Origin of the sequence: Streptomyces sp. WG5 (assembly GCF_049974565.1) — a bacterium.
In the GTDB taxonomy this organism is placed as follows: Bacteria; Actinomycetota; Actinomycetes; order Streptomycetales; family Streptomycetaceae; genus Streptomyces.
Map to the genome: position 1 here is coordinate 139,856 of NZ_JBNGGC010000006.1, position 16,324 is coordinate 156,179.

Sequence of the window (16,324 nt, forward strand, 5' to 3'; positions counted from 1 at the left end):
GGAGCGCACCTGTTCGCGGGGCCCGTACGGGTCAGGCGGGCGGCACGGCGTCCGGGTCAGGCCTTGCGGGCCACCCCCGCGTACACCGGCACGATGCCCTCCGCCTGCGCCGCCACGTCCTCCGGGTCCGGCCGCCACCCGGTGACCGGGATGGTGCCGGGCCCCAGCAGCTCCAGGCCGTCGAAGAAACGCGAGAACTCGGTGAGGGAGCGCGGGTAGAACGGCGTGCCGCTGCGGGCGAACAGACCGGCGGCCCGGCCCACCGCCTCGGGGTTCAGATCGGGTGTGACCTGGGAGAGGACCAGGTAGCTGCCCGGGGCGAGGGCGTCGACGTACCGCTTCAGCAGACCGTGCACGTCGTCGCCGTCGACCGCGTCGCCGAGGTAGTGGGTCAGGGCCACCAGCGACAGGGCGACCGGCCGGCCGAAGTCCAGGGACTCGCCCGCCAGCCGCAGGATCGTGTCGGGATCCCGGACGTCCGCGTGGACGTACTCGGTGGATCCCTCCGCCGAGCCGTGCAGCAGTGCCTCGGCGTGCCGCAGGACGATCGGGTCGTTGTCGGCGTAGACGACGCGCGCCTCGGGCGCCACCGCCTGGGCCACCTGGTGCAGGTTCGGCTCGGTGGGGATGCCGGTGCCGATGTCCAGGAACTGGCGGATCCCGGCCTCGGCGAGGGTACGGACGGCGCGGTGCATGAACCGGCGGTTGGCCCGCGCCCCGCGGACCGCCGTGCTGTCCGCGGCGAGGATCTTGCGGGCCAGCTCCTCGTCCACCGGGTAGTTGTCCTTGCCGCCCAGCCACCAGTCGTAGACGCGGGCCGGATGCGGCCGACTGGTGTCGATGGGAGCGGGGATGGCGTCGGATCCGGTCATGCGCTCTCGTCTCCTCGGAGCCTGGTGGGTGGTCGGGCCCGGGCTGTTCGGGCCCGGTGCGTTCGGACGCGGGTGTTCGGGACGGGGTGTTCGGGACGGGGTGGGGGCCGGTGTGCCGGGGCGCCGGGTCAGAAGGCCTCGCGGTACTCGCGCAGGAGCTTCTCGGTGCGCTGGTTCGAGGCGGCACGCGCCGTCATGTGGTCCAGCACCTCCAGATGCGCGGAGACCTCCGCGCGGGAGTCCAGGTACAGCGCACCGGTCAGGTACTCGGTGAAGACCATGTCCGGCAGCTCCGGCTCCGCGAACCGGAAGAGCGTGAACGGCGCGTACGTTCCGGGGTGCGGCCCGTCCGCGAACTCGGCGACCTGGAGCGTCACCCGGTCCCGGGCCGAGAACTCCAGCAGCCTGTCCAGCTGGTCGCGCATCACCCGGCCGTCGGCGCTCACCGGGCGCCGCAGCACCGTCTCGTCCATCACCACCCACAGGTGGGGCGCGTCCGCGCCGTCCAGCAGCCGCTGCCGCTCCATGCGCAGGGACACGTGCCGCTCCACCGCGTCCCGGCCCGCGCTCCCGATCGTCCCGGCCTCCAGCACCGAGCGCGCGTAGTCCTCGGTCTGCAGCAGCCCCGGGACGAAGTGCGGCTCGTAGGAACGGACGATCCGCGCGGCACCCTCCAGGCTCACGTACATGCTGAACCAGTCCGGCAGCACGTCGTGGTACCGCTGCCACCAGCCCGGCCGGTTCGCGTCCTCGGCCAGCGCGACGAACGCCGACACCTCGCCCTCGGGCACGCCGTACGCCGTCAGCAGGATCTGGATGTACGGAACCTTCAGGGCGACCTCGGCCGTTTCCATGCGCCGCACGGTCGCCGGGGCCACCCGGAGCACCTTGGCGGCCTCCTCGCGCTTGAGGCCCGCCGCCTCCCGGAGTTCCTGCAGCCGTCTGCCGAGGACCACCTGGCCCACGGTGGGTGCGGCCCGCCGCTCACTCACGCCACGCCTCCCCAACGCGCCCAAGTCTGCCCGCAGTGTGCCACGTTCCCCCGTCGGTCTCACAGGGGTGGGCGGGGACCAACATCATTACCTGCCGGGTCATCGACCCGGCGGGGCCCGGACGCGATCGTGGAGTCACCGGGTTCCGGGCCGGCGCACTCCGGCCCGGAACCCGGCCCCGCGGCCGTGTCCGACCCCGACGGAGGGTGACTCGTCATGTCCACGAACCAGCTGGCCGCACTCGCCCGCACCGCCGGACCGCAGCTGATGCTGCGCCGCTTCCTGGTGCTGGACGCGGTGACGGTGGGCGCCAACGCGGTCGCCTGCCTCGCGTTCCCGGAGCCCCTGGGCCGCTTCCTCGGTGCGGGCTCCGGGCTGCTGCTCGGCCTCGGCGCGTTCCTCGTGGTGTACGCCGCCGGTGTGGCCCTGGTGGCCGCCCGCCGGCGGCCCGCGGCGCTCGCCGTGCGGGCCGTGGTCGAGGCCAACCTCGCGTGGTCGGCGGTCAGTCTCGCCGCCCTCGCCCTCTGGCTCACGCCCACCACGGCCGGTGCGGTGTGGACGGTGCTCCAGGCGCTCGCCGTCGCGGGCTTCGCGCTGCTGCAGTACGCCGCGCTGAGGCAGCGTCAGGAAAGCAGCGTGTGAAGGTACTTCACCGTCGCCGGGTCGGCCGGGAGCAACGTCTCGATGGCCAGCTCGGCGACGGTCACGTCCATCGGCGTGTTGAAGGTGGAGATGGACGAGATGAGCGACAGGACGTGACCCTCGTGTTCGAGCTGCATGGGCAGTGCGAAGCACGGCACCGTCACGGCCGGCGCCGCCCCCGCCGCCGTGTCCGGCACCGGATACGCCGCCATTTCCTCGTACAGCGCCCGCAGCGGCTCCGAGCGGCGCAGGGCGATCTGCCCCCGCATCTGCTCCAGCAGATGCCCGCGCCACTCGCGCAGGTTGCGGATGCGCGGCGCCAGGCCCTCCGGGTGCAGGGTCAGCCGCATCGCGTTCAGCGGCGGCTCGAGCAGGTGCTCCGCCACGCCGTCCATCAGCATCAGGATGCCCCGGTTGGCGGCCAGTACCTGGTACGTCGCGTCGACGACCAGCGCGGGATAGGGCTCGTAGCCCCGGATCAGCCGCTCCATGCCCTCGCGCAGGGCGTCCATCGCCGGATCGTCCAGCGGGGTCTCCGGGTAGTGCGGGGCGTAACCGGCCGCGAGCAGCAGCGCGTTGCGCTCCCGCACGGGGACGTCCAGGTGCTCGGCGAGCCGCAGCACCATCTCCGCGCTCGGCCGGGAGCGGCCCGTCTCGACGAAGCTGATGTGCCGGGCGGAGGAGTCGGCGCGCAGGGCCAGCTCCAGCTGACTGATCCGCCGCTGCTCCCGCCAGGCCCGCAGCAGGGGGCCCACGCCCTGGGCGGTGGAGGCGGTACCGGACATGAGTGCGGTCATACGCCGAACGGTAGCCGACGGCGGCCCGCACCGGGACCTGCCGACGCTCCTGACCAGGGCTCGCGCGGCGATCCTGTGGCAGGCTGAAGGGGTGCCGCCGCCGAGGAGAGGAGCGCAGCCCATGTCCGTCGAACCGCTGTCGCAGAAGGAGATCGAGGAGAGGCTGGCCGAACTGCCGGGCTGGTCCCTGGACGCCGGCCGCCTCACCCGTTCCTACCGGCTCGGCTCGCACTTCGCGGCGACCGCGATGGTCGTCCACATCGCCCAGGTGCAGGAGGAACTCGACCACCACAGCGACCTGACCCTCGGCTACAACACGGTCTCCCTGGCCGTGCACACCCACAGTGCGGGCGGCGCCGTCACCGAGAAGGACGTCGAGCTCGCCCGCAGGGTGGAGGACCTGGCCGCCGGCCATGCGGCACACTGACGGACGTGCTCGACTACGACAAGGAAGCGGAACGGTACGACGTCTCCCGCGGCGGCGAGCCCCGCGCCGAGGCCGCCGCACAGGCCGTACTGAGCCTCGTACCGCGGCAGGCGCGCAGCCTGCTCGACGTCGCCTGCGGCACCGGCATCGTCACCCGGCGCCTCGCCGCCGGACGCGAGGGCATGCGGGTGACCGGCGCCGACCTCACCCCCGCCATGGCCCGGTACGCCGCCGCCCGGCTGCCCGGCGCCGTCGTACTGGCCGACAGCCGTCGGCTGCCCTTCCGGGACGGGGAGTTCGACGCCGTCAGCAGTGTGTGGCTGCTGCACCTCGCCGGCAGCGCCGGGAACGCGCGGGCGATCGTCGGCGAGTGCGCCCGCGTCCTGCGGCCCGGCGGGGTGTACGTGACGACGGTCGACAAGGGCGCCTCGCACAACGTGGGCAGCGACATCGACACCGTGCTCGCCTCCCGCCCGCCCAGCACCGCCCACGACGCCGCGGACCTCGTCGAGTCGTACGCCCGCGCACACGGCCTGACACCGGCGGGCCGGGCCCGCTTCACCGGCCACGGCCAGGGCCGCAGCCCCCGTCGCACGGTCGCCGACCTGCGGCGCGGCTGGTTCGTCACGCTGCCGCCGGGCGATCCGCGCGCGGATCGTTTCGCCGCCCGGCTGGCGGCCCTCCCCGACCAGGACCGGCCGCGCCCCGACCCGGTCTTCACCCTGAGGGCGTTCGCGAAACCGTAGGCCGGGTGCGGCAACCCGGCGGCTCCCGGCGGCGACTGAGAGGCGGAACCCATCCGTCCTCAAGGAGGTCCGTCCCGTGAGGCACTCCCGCACGTACCGCAGACGCCCGTTCGTCCTGGCCGCGGCCCTCGCCGCCACCGGGCTCGTCGGCGCGGGTCTGACGACGCTCACCGCCGACACCGCCGAGGCCGCCACGGCCCGGCAGGTCGAGGCCCTCGACCGGGGCGTGGTCAGCGTCCACACCGGTGACGGCAACCTGGTCAGCTGGCGCTGGCTGGGCACCGACCCGGACAACGTCTCGTTCAACGTCTACCGGGCCGGCACGAAGGTCAACTCCAGTCCGGTCACCGGCTCCACCACCTACTTCCACTCGGGCGCCCCCTCCCACGCCGACTACACCGTCCGCGCGGTCGTGAACGGCACGGAGCAGGGCGACTCGGTCCACGCGATCCAGTTCCGGGCCGGCTACAAGGACGTCCCCATCAGCCCACCGGCCGGCGGCACCACACCCGACGGCGTCTCCTACACCTATGAGGCCAACGACGCCTCCGTCGGCGACCTCGACGGCGACGGCGCGCCGGACCTCGTCCTCAAGTGGCAGCCGACCAACGCCAAGGACAACTCGCAGTCCGGCTACACGGGCAACACGATCGTCGACGGCGTCAAGCTCGACGGCACCCGCCTGTGGCGCGTCGACCTGGGCCGCAACATCCGCTCGGGCGCCCATTACACGCAGTTCCAGGTGTACGACTACGACGGCGACGGCAGGGCCGAGGTGGCGATGAAGACCGCCGACGGCACGCGGGACGGCACCGGCGCGGTCATCGGCAGTTCCTCGGCCGACCACCGCAACGGGTCCGGCTACATCCTGTCCGGCCCCGAGTACCTGACCATGTTCCACGGGCAGACCGGCAGGGCCATGGGCACCGTCGACTACGTCCCGGCCCGGGGCAACGTCTCGTCCTGGGGCGACTCCTACGGCAACCGCGTCGACCGGTTCCTGGCGGGCACGGCGTACCTGGACGGCTCCCGCCCCTCCCTGATCATGGCGCGCGGCTACTACACCCGCTCCGTCATCGCCGCCTGGGACTGGCGCGACGGGCGGTTCACCCGCCGCTGGACCTTCGACACCAACTCCTCCACCAACGCGGGCAAGGGCTACGACGGCCAGGGCAACCACCAGTTGTCCGTCGCCGACGTCGACGGGGACGGCAGGGACGAGATCGTCTACGGGGCGATGGCCGTCGACGACAACGGCCATGCCCTGTGGACCACGAGGAACGGCCACGGCGACGCCATGCATGTCGGCGACCTGGACCCGTCCCGTGCGGGCCTGGAGGAGTTCAAGGTCGACGAGGACGGCTCGAAGCCGTCCTCGTGGATGGCGGACGCGCGCACCGGCCAGGTCATCTGGGCCACCGGCGCGAACGGCGACAACGGCCGGGGCGTCTCCGCCGACATCTGGTCCGGCAGCGCGGGCGCCGAGTCCTGGTCGTCGGTCGAGAGCGGCATCCGCAACCCGAAGGGCACGGTCGTGAGCAGCCGCAAGCCCTCCAGCGCCAACTTCCTGTCCTGGTGGGACGGCGACCCCGTCCGCGAACTCCTCGACGGCACCCGCGTGGACAAGTACGGCACCTCCGGCGACACCCGCCTCCTCACCGGCTCCGGCGTCGCCTCCAACAACGGCACGAAGGCCACACCGGTCCTCGCCGGCGACATCCTCGGGGACTGGCGCGAGGAGGTCGTCTGGCGTACGAGCGGCAACACGGCCCTGCGCATCTACTCCACCCCGCACGACACGGACCGGAGGATCACGACCCTCCTCCACGACACCCAGTACCGCACGGCCCTGGCCTGGCAGAACACCGCCTACAACCAGCCCCCGCACCCGAGCTTCTTCATCGGCGCCGGGATGGCGACGGCGCCCAGGCCGACGGTGTACACGCCCTGACCTGCGGCGGGGCTCACCACTGAGGCGCCCGACGGGACTTCTGCAGTTGATCAAGGTGTGGCATATTGTTCCGTGCATGCCAGGGGCGCGAGGTCCCCGGCCAGGGGAGGAAGCAGCATGAAGACCCGGAGAACCGCGATCCGAGCACTCGTCACCGGTGCCTGCGCGATCGGTCTGGCCGTCGGCCTGCAGGGCCAGGCGTGGGCGGGATCAGTGACCATCTACGCCCCCAACGGTGCGGGAAGCGCCACCTGGAACGCGGACCCGTCCGGTTCGATCCCCGGCGACGCCATCAGGGCCTGCGACACCAAGTCGGACGGCTGGGGCATCGAGACCGCCCTCGACTACAACTACGACGGTGTCATCGACCGGCGTGTCGACACCCGCGGCCACACGGCCGGTTACTGCAGTCCCTGGAAGGGCGGCGACCTCACCGAGGGCAAGTCCGTCCGTATGTACGTCACCCCGGTCAAGGGTGGCAGCTACGGGCCCTCCACGTACATCGACGTCGTCGCCTGACCGGCGCCTCGCAGGGCGACGGCCCCGAACCCTTCCGGTTCGGGGCCGTCGTGCGGGGGAGGCCACAGCCGCCCCTCGGCGGCGTGACCTGACGCGGGCGGGCGGTCAGCCGGTCGAGCAGGCCCGGCCCCCCACCGTGAACGACGCCGGTTTCGCGTTCGTGCCCGACCACTCGCCCGTGAAGCCGAAGCCCACCGAGGCGCCGGCCGGCACGTTGGCGTTCCAGCCGGTGTTCCTGGCCGTCACCGTCGTGCCCGACCGGGTGTGCTCGGCGTTCCACATCTGGGTCACCTTCTGGCCGTTCGCGAAGGACCAGTCGAGGGCCCAGCCGTTCCAGGGCGAGCTGCCGGTGTTGGTGAGGCGGACGTCCGCCTGGAAGCCGCCGGACCACTGGTTGGTGATCGTGTACGTCACCGCGCACGCGCCGGTCGGCCCCGGGTCGGGACCCGGGCCGGGCCCGCCACCGTCGTCGCCGGCCGTGTCGCCGTAGACGACGCCCCGCCCGTTGGTCGCCACGTACACCCGCCCGTACACCCGCGGGTCGCCGGTGATGGCCGCGCCGGTCCAGCCCCACTGGTGGGCGTCGTCGTTGACGCGGGTCCAGGTGGCGCCCTGGTCGGTGGAGCGGAAGATGCCGCGGACGCCGCCGATCTCCGCGCTGGTGAACAGGGTCTGGTAGGAGGCGCCCGGTGCGGCCTTCCCGAAGCCGATGGTGTCGGCCTCGTCGACGTGGGACAGCTTGGTGAAGGTGGCGCCGCCGTCCGTCGAGTGCCACAGGCCGTACGGGCCGTCCGCCGCACCGCCGGCCAGCCAGATGTCGCCCTCCCCGCCCGGCAGCGCCTTGAAGCGGACACTGTCACCGGAGGGCAGGCCGGTCGCCGCCGACGGCGTGAAGGTCGCGCCGCCGTCCGTGCTGACGTAGAACGTGCCGGACTTGAAGCCGTAGAAGGTCTTGGGGTCGACCCGGTCGGACTCCACGACCGCCCCGGCCGGGATGCCGCTCGACGCCTGCCAGGACGTGCCGAAGCCCGTCGTGAAGTGCACGCCGGCGCCCTCCGGGCTCCACACGAAGCGGCTGCCGTCCGCGCCCGCCGCGACCGTGCCGCCGCCGCTCACCCCCGCGGGGTCCGTCCCGCCGAACCAGCTGGCTCCGTTGTCCGTGGAGAACGCGACGTGCGGGCCCGCGTCGAGATGGCCGGCCCGGACGACCGTGTCCGGGTTCGCCTCCGCGAAGTCCAGGCTCGTGGTGGAGGTGAAGTTCGGGGAGGTGAACATCATCGACGGGACCTCGGTCAGGCTCGTGTGCCGGAAGCCGCCGATGTCGCCCAGCGCGCTGAGCAGCGGAGCGCCCGACGGGGGAGCGGCCAGGTCGTTCACCGCCGTCTCCTCCAGGCCGCGCACCATGGGTTCGATGGTGAACCTGCCGCCGTCGTCGTCCCAGTTCGTGAGGTCCTCGGTGCCGTAGATCGTGGCGCCCGTGCCGTACATCATCCGGTCCGAGTCGAACGGGTCGATCTCCAGCGCCTCCGTCATCCAGCCCAGCTTCGGTGTCTCCTCGGGCGGCGACGGATTCGCGCCCCAGGTCAGCCAGGGGGACGACGAGACGTCCATCGTGTACCGGTTCTCCCGGGTGGGGTACGACGTGTAGTTCCACGCCTGCGTCCAGGTGCCGCCGCTGTCCGTGGAGCGGAAGATCTGCGTGTCCGGCCACCAGGAGCTGTACGCCGTCGCCATCACCGTCCCCGGGTTCTGCCGGTCGACGGCCAGGCCGCTGAAGCCGTAGTAGGTGTCCGCCTCCGCGACCGGGCTGATGTCCGTCCAGGTGCCGGTCGCCGTCGCGTACCGGTACAGCCGGCCCTTGCCGCCGTCGTACGGGCCGCCCGTGTCGCTGTAGGCGAGGTAGAGGTAGCCGTTCTCTGCGTCCAGTACGCCCTTGTGGGCCAGGTAGCCGGTGGGCTGGCCGGCGATCCGCTGCCAGGTCGCCCCCGCGTCCGTCGAGCGGTAGACGGCGTTCTCCTTGTCGGCGACCCCGACGTAGACCGTCTTGGTCGGCGCACCCGCGGTGCCCGTCGACTCGTCGAACGTCACCCAGACGATGCCCTGGTTGTCGGAGGCGTAGCCGCTCGTGTCGCCCGGGTCCTGCGCGTAGTCGCCGGGGTTCGGGAAGGCCGTCACCTCGGCCCAGGTCGCGCTCGCGTCGGTCGACCGCCACAGGCCCTTGCCGCTGGGTGCGCCCAGGTACAGCACGTCGTTGTCGTGCGGGTCGACCGCGAGGCGCTCGCCCATGCCGCGGCCCGGCATGTTGCCGCCCAGCTTGAAGGGCAGGTCGGCCTTCTTCCAGGTGGCGCCCCGGTCGGCGGAGCGCAGGACCGCGCCGTTGCCCGGGTCCCAGTCGTTGGTGTACGTGCCGACCGCCGCGTACACCCGGTCCGGGTCGACGGAGTCGGAGGCCACGCTGACCACGCCGGTGTGGCCCCAGTCGTCCCAGCCGACGTGGTCGAGCAGCGGCGTCCAGGTCCGGGACGACTCCTGCCAGCGGTAGACACCGCCGATGTCGGTGCGGGCGTAGGCGAGGTCCTTCTCGGTGCGGTTGAAGACGATGCCGGGGACGAAGCCACCGCCGTCGATGCGGGCGTTCTTCCAGGTGTAGGTGTCGGCGGTGAGTGCCGCCTTCGGTGCCTCGGCGGCCAGTGCGGCGGGGGCGCCCGAGAGCAGTCCGGCGGCCAGCGCGAGCACAGTCGTGAGGATGCGGGTTCTTCGCACGGTGGGGAGTCTTCCTTTCGCAAGGACCGTTCGGGGAGGGCGAACGTGCGAGGACCGGGCGGCCCTCGGCGTGGGTGAGGGGCCGCCCGGTCGGATGGTCCCGTCGTCCGGTGACGAGACCGAGCACGCGGAGCCGTCAAGCGCTCGGGGGAGGAAGTGGTGCCCTCCGCGCCCCCTCAGGGACGCGGGGAGCCGCACGGCCGGCCACGCACGGCCCGCGGCCGAACAACCGCCCGCCCCGCGGAGCGCTTCGCGGGGGCTATTCGAGTAGCTCCGCGTACGAACCCATGGCGAGGGCTATGTCCGCCTGCGCCCAGAACCGGTGGTACGTGAACGTGGGCGCGGCACCGCCCGCGAGATAGCTCTCGATCTTCGACCAGGCGGGGTCGTCCTGGTAGAAGGAGCGGATCGAGGAGAAGGTCGACGACGCGTCGATCGTGTCGCCGTTCGGCATGGTCCCGGTCCAGCCGCTGGGGACGTGCACCGGGTCGTCGAAGCGGTTGTAGTCGGCGCGGGTCTCCGGGACGGCGATGCCGAGCGCCGTCTGGTTGTTCTCCCACATGCCGTCCAGCAGCGCCTTCGCGGTCGCCGCCGCCTCCGTGTCGCCCGAGCGGTCGGCGTAGTACGTCAGCGTCTTGGCGTAGGCCGCCGCCACGCCGACGTCGTTGGTGTAGTCCGCGACCGTGACGTGCAGGGAGGCGTTGTCACCGGGGGAGGCCGCGTTCCAGGTGTCCGGCTGCCCCGACCACTTCAGCGTCGAGGGCATCAGGAAGCTGCCGTCCGGGTTGACCGTCGTCTCCGACAGCGCCCAGTCGACCCACTTGTCCAGGACCTCCTTGGCCCGCGCGTCGCCGCTCTGCTGGTAGTACTCGGCGACCCGTTCCATGGACCACGCCTGGAAGCCGAACCACTGGTTGGACGGCGGGTCGTGGTACACCGGCTTCTCGTCGTAGTACATGCCGTAGAAGGTCGGCGTGCCGGCCGGCGGGGTCGCGTACCGGCCCGCCCAGCTGTTCGTCGCGCCGCCCGCGATGGCGCCCTCGTCGGACTGCAGCCAGCGGTAGAACTCCACCTGCCGGTCGAGGGACTTGGCCCAGTCCGCCGCGCCCGTCGCCGACTTCGGCTTCAGGTCGTCGTAGGTGCTCAGCGCGTACGCGGCCAGCGGGTTCTGGTAGCCGCCGTGGGTGTGGCTGGAGCCGATGCGCCAGGCCCAGCCCGCCGAGGTGTCCACCGCGCCGCCCCAGGCGTAGTACCAGGACAGCAGGTAGTGCGAGGAGTCCTTGCCGGTGCCGGCGGGGCAACTCGTCGGACCCACGCAGTTCCCGACCTTCTTGAAGTACTTGTCGAACATGGCGTAGCGCAGGTAGTCGCCCATCTTGGCGGCCTTGTCGAGGGTGCCGGCGATCTCGTCGCCCTTGCCCTGCTCCTCGGCCCACTTGTCCGCCCAGTACGCGGCCTGCACGGCCCGCGCGTCGGCGTCCGGGGCGTTGGTGAACTTCCACTGCTTCGCGTAGGACGCGTCACCGGTGAAGAGGTCCAGGTAGCCGTTCTCGCCGCCGTACTTGAAGGCGTCGCAGGTCGGCTGCGGCACCGTCTCCCACACCGACTCCTGCGCGCCGCGCTGGAAGGTGTTGATGTACGACGGGCCGGTGTCCGACGGACCCGCCTCGCACTTGCCGGGCGAGTTGCCGTAGCCGTAGGTGTTGTCGACGTCCTGGAGCCAGTGCATGCCGTACACGTCGTCCGTGCCGTACGCCGACTTCAGCTCGGCGGCGATCGGGTCCGGGCCGACGGAGACGGTGCCGTCCAGGGGCGCCGGGTACTCCTGCGGAGTGTCCAGCTCGGGCGCGTACGTCGCCGGCTTCGAGGCGTTGTAGGCCGAGTTGGTCGGCTGGTCGGCGTGCGTGGGGATCATGTACGTCTCCATGATCTCCCAGGCGTTGTTGAACCTCGTCCAGTCGCCGGTCACCTTGCCGTACATGGCCTGGAGCCACAGCAGGTAGCTGTACGCCTCGGACGTGGTCTCGTGCCCGTGGTCGGGGGCCTCGACGATCAGGGTCTCGACCGAGTGGTACGGAACGCCCTCGGGGGAGAAGTAGCCGTTCGCCGGGTCGGTGATCTTCCCGTAGAGCTCCAGGAAGCGGGCGTCGTAGTCCTTCGCGGCGGCCAGCTGGGTCACGGTGACCGTGGCCTTGCCGTGGCCGGGGGCCGTCGACTCGAAGACCGCCGAGCCGGTGCCGGAGGCGTCGGCCGCGATGGTCACCCGCTGGGCGGTGTCCCAGTTCGCCGGGGTGAAGGTGAGGGTCGCCCCGCCGGAGACGGTCAGACCGGTGTTGCCGCTCGCGCGGGCCGTCGTCACGGCGACGTTCGCGGTCGGTTGTTTCGACAGCTTGACCTCGTACGTCCCGGACTCGCCCTGCTGAACGCCCAGTTGGCTGGGGGTGGCCACCACGGCCGGTCCCGAGGCGATCGTGATGCCGACCGGCGTCGAGCTCGCGGAGGCGCCCATGCTGTCGTACGCCTTCGCCACCAGGGAATGACTGCCCACGGTCAAGCCAGAGGCGGAGAGCGTGTAGGGCGAGCTGGTGTCGGTGCCCAGCAGCGTGGTGTCGTCGTAGAACTCCACCTTGCTGATCGTGGCGTCGTCGGCGGCGGCCGCCGTGGCCGCCAGCGGGACCGCCTCGCCCTGCGAGTACACCGCGCCCGCCTCCGGGCTGGTCAGTACCGTGATGGGCGGCTGGTGCGCGCCGGTGCAGGAGGTGCCGTTGACCGCGAAGCCGGCCGGGGCGGTGTTGGTGCCGCTGTACGTGAACTGTCCGCCGGCGGAGACGGCGGCACCCGCGGCGATCCGCGCGTTGTACGGGGCGTTCTTCACGGTGACCGTTCGCCCCGACTGGGACCAGGTGCCGTTCCAGCCGTTGGTCAGCTTCTGGTTGCCCGCGTAGTCGTACGTCAGCGTCCAGCCGTCGATGGCGTCGGTGCCGCGGTTGGTGAGCGTCAGCTCCGCGGTGAAGCCGGAGCCCCAGTCGTTGGTCCTGTAGTCCACGCTGCACTGGAGAGCCGCCGCCTGGGCGGGAGTCGCACCGCTGCTCAGCATCGTGAGGGGGAGTGCGAGAGCGGCGAGTGCGGTGGTCCACAACCGCCGCGCGGTGCGGCGTCTGCGTCTGCGTCCGGGATGCATGGTGCTGGTTCCTCCTTGCAGCTCGGGGAGGGTGTGGGGGAGGAGCAACAAGCCTTGAACCAGTGGGAGCGCTCCCATAGTGAGGAGAGGGGGCGGGGCGGTCAAGATGTGTGAAGAGTCGAAAACATTCGACAGGTGGTGCTGAGAGAAAGTCAGTGACTCCCCTGTTCTTCACCGTCACTTGGCGCTACCTTCACTGGCACCAGTGGGAGCGGTTCCATCAGTCGACGCGTTCGTCACGGCGCGCCCGAACTGCAAGGAGTCGCTCATGCGGCACCCCCCGCTCCATCCCTCGTGTTCAGGACTTTTAGCCGCGCTCGCGGCCTGTCCCACGCGTCATCGGCCGGCGTGCCGGCCCGCACCTCCCCCGGGCGGTCCCATCGCGCCCGCGGGCCGCTCCTGACCTCCGATCACGGCACCCCCATGCCGTTCGGCAGCGGGCCGCGCCCAGTCGGCGCGTGGCCCGGTACGACAGCACCCGCACCCCCACGAAAGAAGGAACCCGCACTCATGACCCGAAGCAGAACCGCGATGCTCGCTGCCCTGACGCTGGTCGCCGGGGCAACCGGCACGGCGTTCGCCGCCCAGTCCGCGAACGCCGGCGCGGCGGCCGTCCCCTGCGCCGTCGACTACAAGGTGCAGAACGACTGGGGCAGCGGTTTCACCGCCGCCGTGACCGTCACCAACAACGGCGCCGCCACCTCCAGCTGGACGCTGGGGTGGACGTACGCCGGCAACCAGAAGGTCACCAACAGCTGGAACGCGAAGGTCAGCCAGAGCGGTGCCGCCGTCACCGTGGCCAACGAGTCCTACAACGGCACCCTGTCCACGGGCGGTTCGGCGAGCTTCGGCTTCCAGGGCACCTACAGCGGCAGCAACGCGATCCCGGCCACCTTCACCCTCAACGGCGTGACCTGCAACGTCGACGACGGCGGATCGCCCGACCCGGACCCGACCGACCCGCCGGACCCCGGTGGCCCCTCCGACCGGGTGAACAACCCCTACGAGGGCGCCAACGTCTACGTGAACCCCGAGTGGTCGGCCAACGCCGCCGCCGAGCCCGGCGGCGACCGCATCGCCGACCAGCCGACCGGGGTGTGGCTCGACCGGATCGCCGCCATCGAGGGCGCCAACGGCGGCATGGGCCTGCGCGACCACCTGGATGCCGCGCTGGAGCAGAAGGGCTCCGGCGAGATGGTGGTCCAGCTGGTCATCTACAACCTGCCGGGACGCGACTGCTCCGCCCTCGCCTCCAACGGTGAACTGGGCCCGACGGAGATCGACCGGTACAAGACCGAGTACATCGACCCGATCGCCGAGATCCTCGCCGACTCGAAGTACGCGGACCTCCGGATCGTCACCACGGTCGAGATCGACTCGCTGCCCAACCTGATCACCAACGTCTCCGGGCGGCCGACCGTCACGGAGAACTGCGACGTGATGAAGGCCAACGGCAATTACCAGAAGGGCGTCGGCTACGCCCTGAACAAGCTCGCCGACGCCGGCAACGTCTACAACTACGTCGACGCCGGCCACCACGGCTGGCTCGGCTGGGACAGCAACTTCGGCCCCTCCGCCGAGATCTTCAAGACCGCCGCCACCACCGAGGGGGCGACCCTCGACGACGTGCACGGCTTCATCGTCAACACCGCCAACTACAGCGCCCTGAAGGAGGAGAACTTCAAGATCACGGACTCGGTGAACGGGACCTCCGTGCGCCAGTCCGACTGGGTCGACTGGAACCAGTACACCGACGAGCTGTCCTACGCCCAGGCCATGCGCGACAAGCTGGTCTCGCTCGGCTTCGACCAGAACCTCGGCATGCTGATCGACACCTCCCGCAACGGCTGGGGCGGCGCCGACCGGCCCACCGGACCGGGCGCGACGACCGACGTGAACACCTACGTGGACGGCGGACGCTACGACCGCCGCATCCACCCCGGCAACTGGTGCAACCAGTCCGGAGCCGGCCTCGGTGAACGCCCGCAGGCCAGCCCCGCCGACGGGATCGACGCGTACGTGTGGATGAAGCCCCCGGGCGAGTCCGACGGCTCCAGCAAGCTGATCGAGAACCCGGACGGCAAGGGCTTCGACCGGATGTGCGACCCCACCTACACGGGCAACCCGCGCAACGGCAACAGCATGTCGGGTGCCCTGCCCGACGCCCCGATCTCCGGGGCCTGGTTCTCCGCGCAGTTCCAGGAGCTGATGAAGAACGCCTACCCGCCCCTGTCATGAGCGGGCTCCGGCGTAGGTGACGCCGTCGGGGCCCGGCCTTCGGGCCGGGCCCCGGTGGCGCGTGCGATTTTGCGGTTGCGGCAACATGATTTGCCCCGAAGCGGTGAGCCGTCGCACGCTGACGGCATCGCGAACGGGAGGCTGACCACCATGGCGCACGACCACCATCACCACCAGCACAACCACGACCACCGTGGACCCGGGCACGGCCACGACCACGACCACACCGACATGGACTGGGCCGAGATGGCCCCGCTGCTGGAGGCGCAGGCGGAGCTGTACACGCCGCTGTACCGGCAGGCCATGACCTGGCTGGCACGGGAGGCGACCGAGCCCGGCCTGGTCGTCGACGTCGGCAGCGGACCCGGCGTCGTCTCCTGCCTGTTCGCCGACGCCTTCCCCGGCGCCCGCGTCGTCGCCGTCGACGGCGCCGGAGCGCTGCTGGAGCGGGCCCGCGACCGTGCCGCCCGGCTCGGCGTCGCCGACCGCTTCGGCACCCTCACCGGTGACCTGCCCGGCGTACTGGGCGAGCTCGACTACCCCGCCGATCTGATGTGGGCCGGCCAGAGCCTGCACCACCTCGGCGACCAGCGGGCGGCCCTGGCCGCGCTCGCCGGGCACCTCGCGCCCGGCGGCACGCTGGCGGTCCTGGAGGGCGGCCTGCCCGCCCGGTTCCTGCCGCGGGACCTCGGGATCGGGCGCCCCGGGCTGCAGGCCAGGATGCATGCCGTGGAGGAGGACTCGTTCGCGGAGATGCGCGCGAGCCTGCCCGGCTCCGTGAACGAGACCGAGGACTGGCCGGCGCTGCTGACCGCGGCGGGCCTGAAGCACACCGGTACCCGCAGCTTCCTGCTGGACCTGCCCGCGCCCGTCACGGACGAGGTCCGCGCGTACGTCGTCTCCTCGCTGTCCCGGCTGCGCGACCGGGTCGGGGACGGCCTCGACGCCGTCGACCGGACCACGCTCGACCGGCTGCTCGACCCCGGGGACGAGGCGAGCGCGCACCGGCGCCAGGACCTTTTCCTGCTGGTGGCGCATACGGTCTACACGGCCCAGCGGCCTTCCTGAGCCGCCCCGCCGCCCGACCCGGGTACTGACTTCGAGAGCGCTCCAGGTGACGGACTCCCCACCGCCGGGGGGCCGTCACCGGGTTCTGGGACGCCGCCGGCGGCATGCCGCCCGGCGATTCACCGCCG

12 protein-coding genes are annotated in these 16,324 nt (G+C 71.7%); 7 read left to right on the top strand and 5 right to left on the bottom strand.

Annotated elements, in window-relative coordinates; translation table 11 throughout:
• Window positions 1-56: 56 nt before the first annotated feature.
• Together ACP4IX_RS08380 and ACP4IX_RS08385 are read right to left on the bottom strand one after the other, a co-directional pair.
• The gene (locus ACP4IX_RS08380; protein ID WP_426517654.1) at window positions 57-872 is read right to left on the bottom strand and encodes an SAM-dependent methyltransferase; all 816 of its coding nucleotides are present in this window, start codon (window positions 870-872) and stop codon (window positions 57-59) included.
• A 128-nt stretch (window positions 873-1,000) separates the two neighbouring features.
• Window positions 1,001-1,864, bottom strand: a complete 864-nt coding sequence (locus ACP4IX_RS08385; RefSeq protein ID WP_426517652.1) for a helix-turn-helix domain-containing protein — start codon at window positions 1,862-1,864, stop codon at window positions 1,001-1,003.
• 216 nt (window positions 1,865-2,080) lie between these two features.
• Here ACP4IX_RS08385 and ACP4IX_RS08390 point away from each other — a divergent pair, with 216 nt between their 5' ends.
• Window positions 2,081-2,506, top strand: a complete 426-nt coding sequence (locus ACP4IX_RS08390) for a hypothetical protein (protein WP_426517650.1) — start codon at window positions 2,081-2,083, stop codon at window positions 2,504-2,506.
• Here ACP4IX_RS08390 and ACP4IX_RS08395 read toward each other — a convergent pair.
• A complete protein-coding gene (locus tag ACP4IX_RS08395; RefSeq protein ID WP_426517648.1) occupies window positions 2,488-3,303 on the bottom strand; it encodes a helix-turn-helix domain-containing protein in 816 nt (271 codons plus the stop codon). The two genes, ACP4IX_RS08390 and ACP4IX_RS08395, sit on opposite strands and share 19 nt — an antisense overlap.
• 121 nt (window positions 3,304-3,424) lie before the next feature.
• Between ACP4IX_RS08395 and ACP4IX_RS08400 the strand changes: the two genes are divergently transcribed.
• The 4 genes from ACP4IX_RS08400 to ACP4IX_RS08415 all read left to right on the top strand — a co-directional run bounded on the left by ACP4IX_RS08400 (window position 3,425) and on the right by ACP4IX_RS08415 (window position 6,946).
• Complete coding sequence (locus ACP4IX_RS08400; RefSeq protein WP_426517646.1) at window positions 3,425-3,730, top strand: 4a-hydroxytetrahydrobiopterin dehydratase; 306 nt, start codon at window positions 3,425-3,427, stop codon at window positions 3,728-3,730.
• 5 nt (window positions 3,731-3,735) lie between these two features.
• Window positions 3,736-4,476 (top strand): class I SAM-dependent methyltransferase, encoded by a 741-nt coding sequence (locus ACP4IX_RS08405; protein WP_426517644.1) that lies wholly within the window; start codon window positions 3,736-3,738, stop codon window positions 4,474-4,476.
• Window positions 4,477-4,552: 76 nt separating this feature from the next.
• On the top strand, window positions 4,553-6,427 hold the full coding sequence (locus tag ACP4IX_RS08410; protein ID WP_426555136.1) for a rhamnogalacturonan lyase: 1,875 nt from the start codon (window positions 4,553-4,555) through the stop codon (window positions 6,425-6,427).
• Between the two features lie 117 nt (window positions 6,428-6,544).
• Complete coding sequence (locus ACP4IX_RS08415; RefSeq protein ID WP_426555137.1) at window positions 6,545-6,946, top strand: hypothetical protein; 402 nt, start codon at window positions 6,545-6,547, stop codon at window positions 6,944-6,946.
• Between the two features lie 105 nt (window positions 6,947-7,051).
• On the opposite strand, the gene ACP4IX_RS08420 is transcribed toward ACP4IX_RS08415, so the two are convergent.
• Entirely contained in the window at window positions 7,052-9,709 is a 2,658-nt protein-coding gene (locus tag ACP4IX_RS08420) for a cellulose binding domain-containing protein (RefSeq protein WP_426555138.1), read from the bottom strand.
• Window positions 9,710-9,968: 259 nt separating this feature from the next.
• Window positions 9,969-12,890, bottom strand: coding sequence for a glycoside hydrolase family 48 protein (locus ACP4IX_RS08425; protein WP_426517636.1), 2,922 nt, complete (start codon window positions 12,888-12,890; stop codon window positions 9,969-9,971).
• Window positions 12,891-13,400: 510 nt separating this feature from the next.
• On the opposite strand from ACP4IX_RS08425, the gene ACP4IX_RS08430 reads away from it, so the two are divergent.
• Together ACP4IX_RS08430 and ACP4IX_RS08435 are read left to right on the top strand one after the other, a co-directional pair.
• Entirely contained in the window at window positions 13,401-15,128 is a 1,728-nt protein-coding gene (locus ACP4IX_RS08430; protein WP_426517634.1) for a glycoside hydrolase family 6 protein, read from the top strand.
• A 150-nt stretch (window positions 15,129-15,278) separates the two neighbouring features.
• On the top strand, window positions 15,279-16,196 hold the full coding sequence (locus ACP4IX_RS08435) for a class I SAM-dependent methyltransferase (RefSeq protein ID WP_426517632.1): 918 nt from the start codon (window positions 15,279-15,281) through the stop codon (window positions 16,194-16,196).
• The last annotated feature ends 128 nt before the right edge of the window (window positions 16,197-16,324 follow it).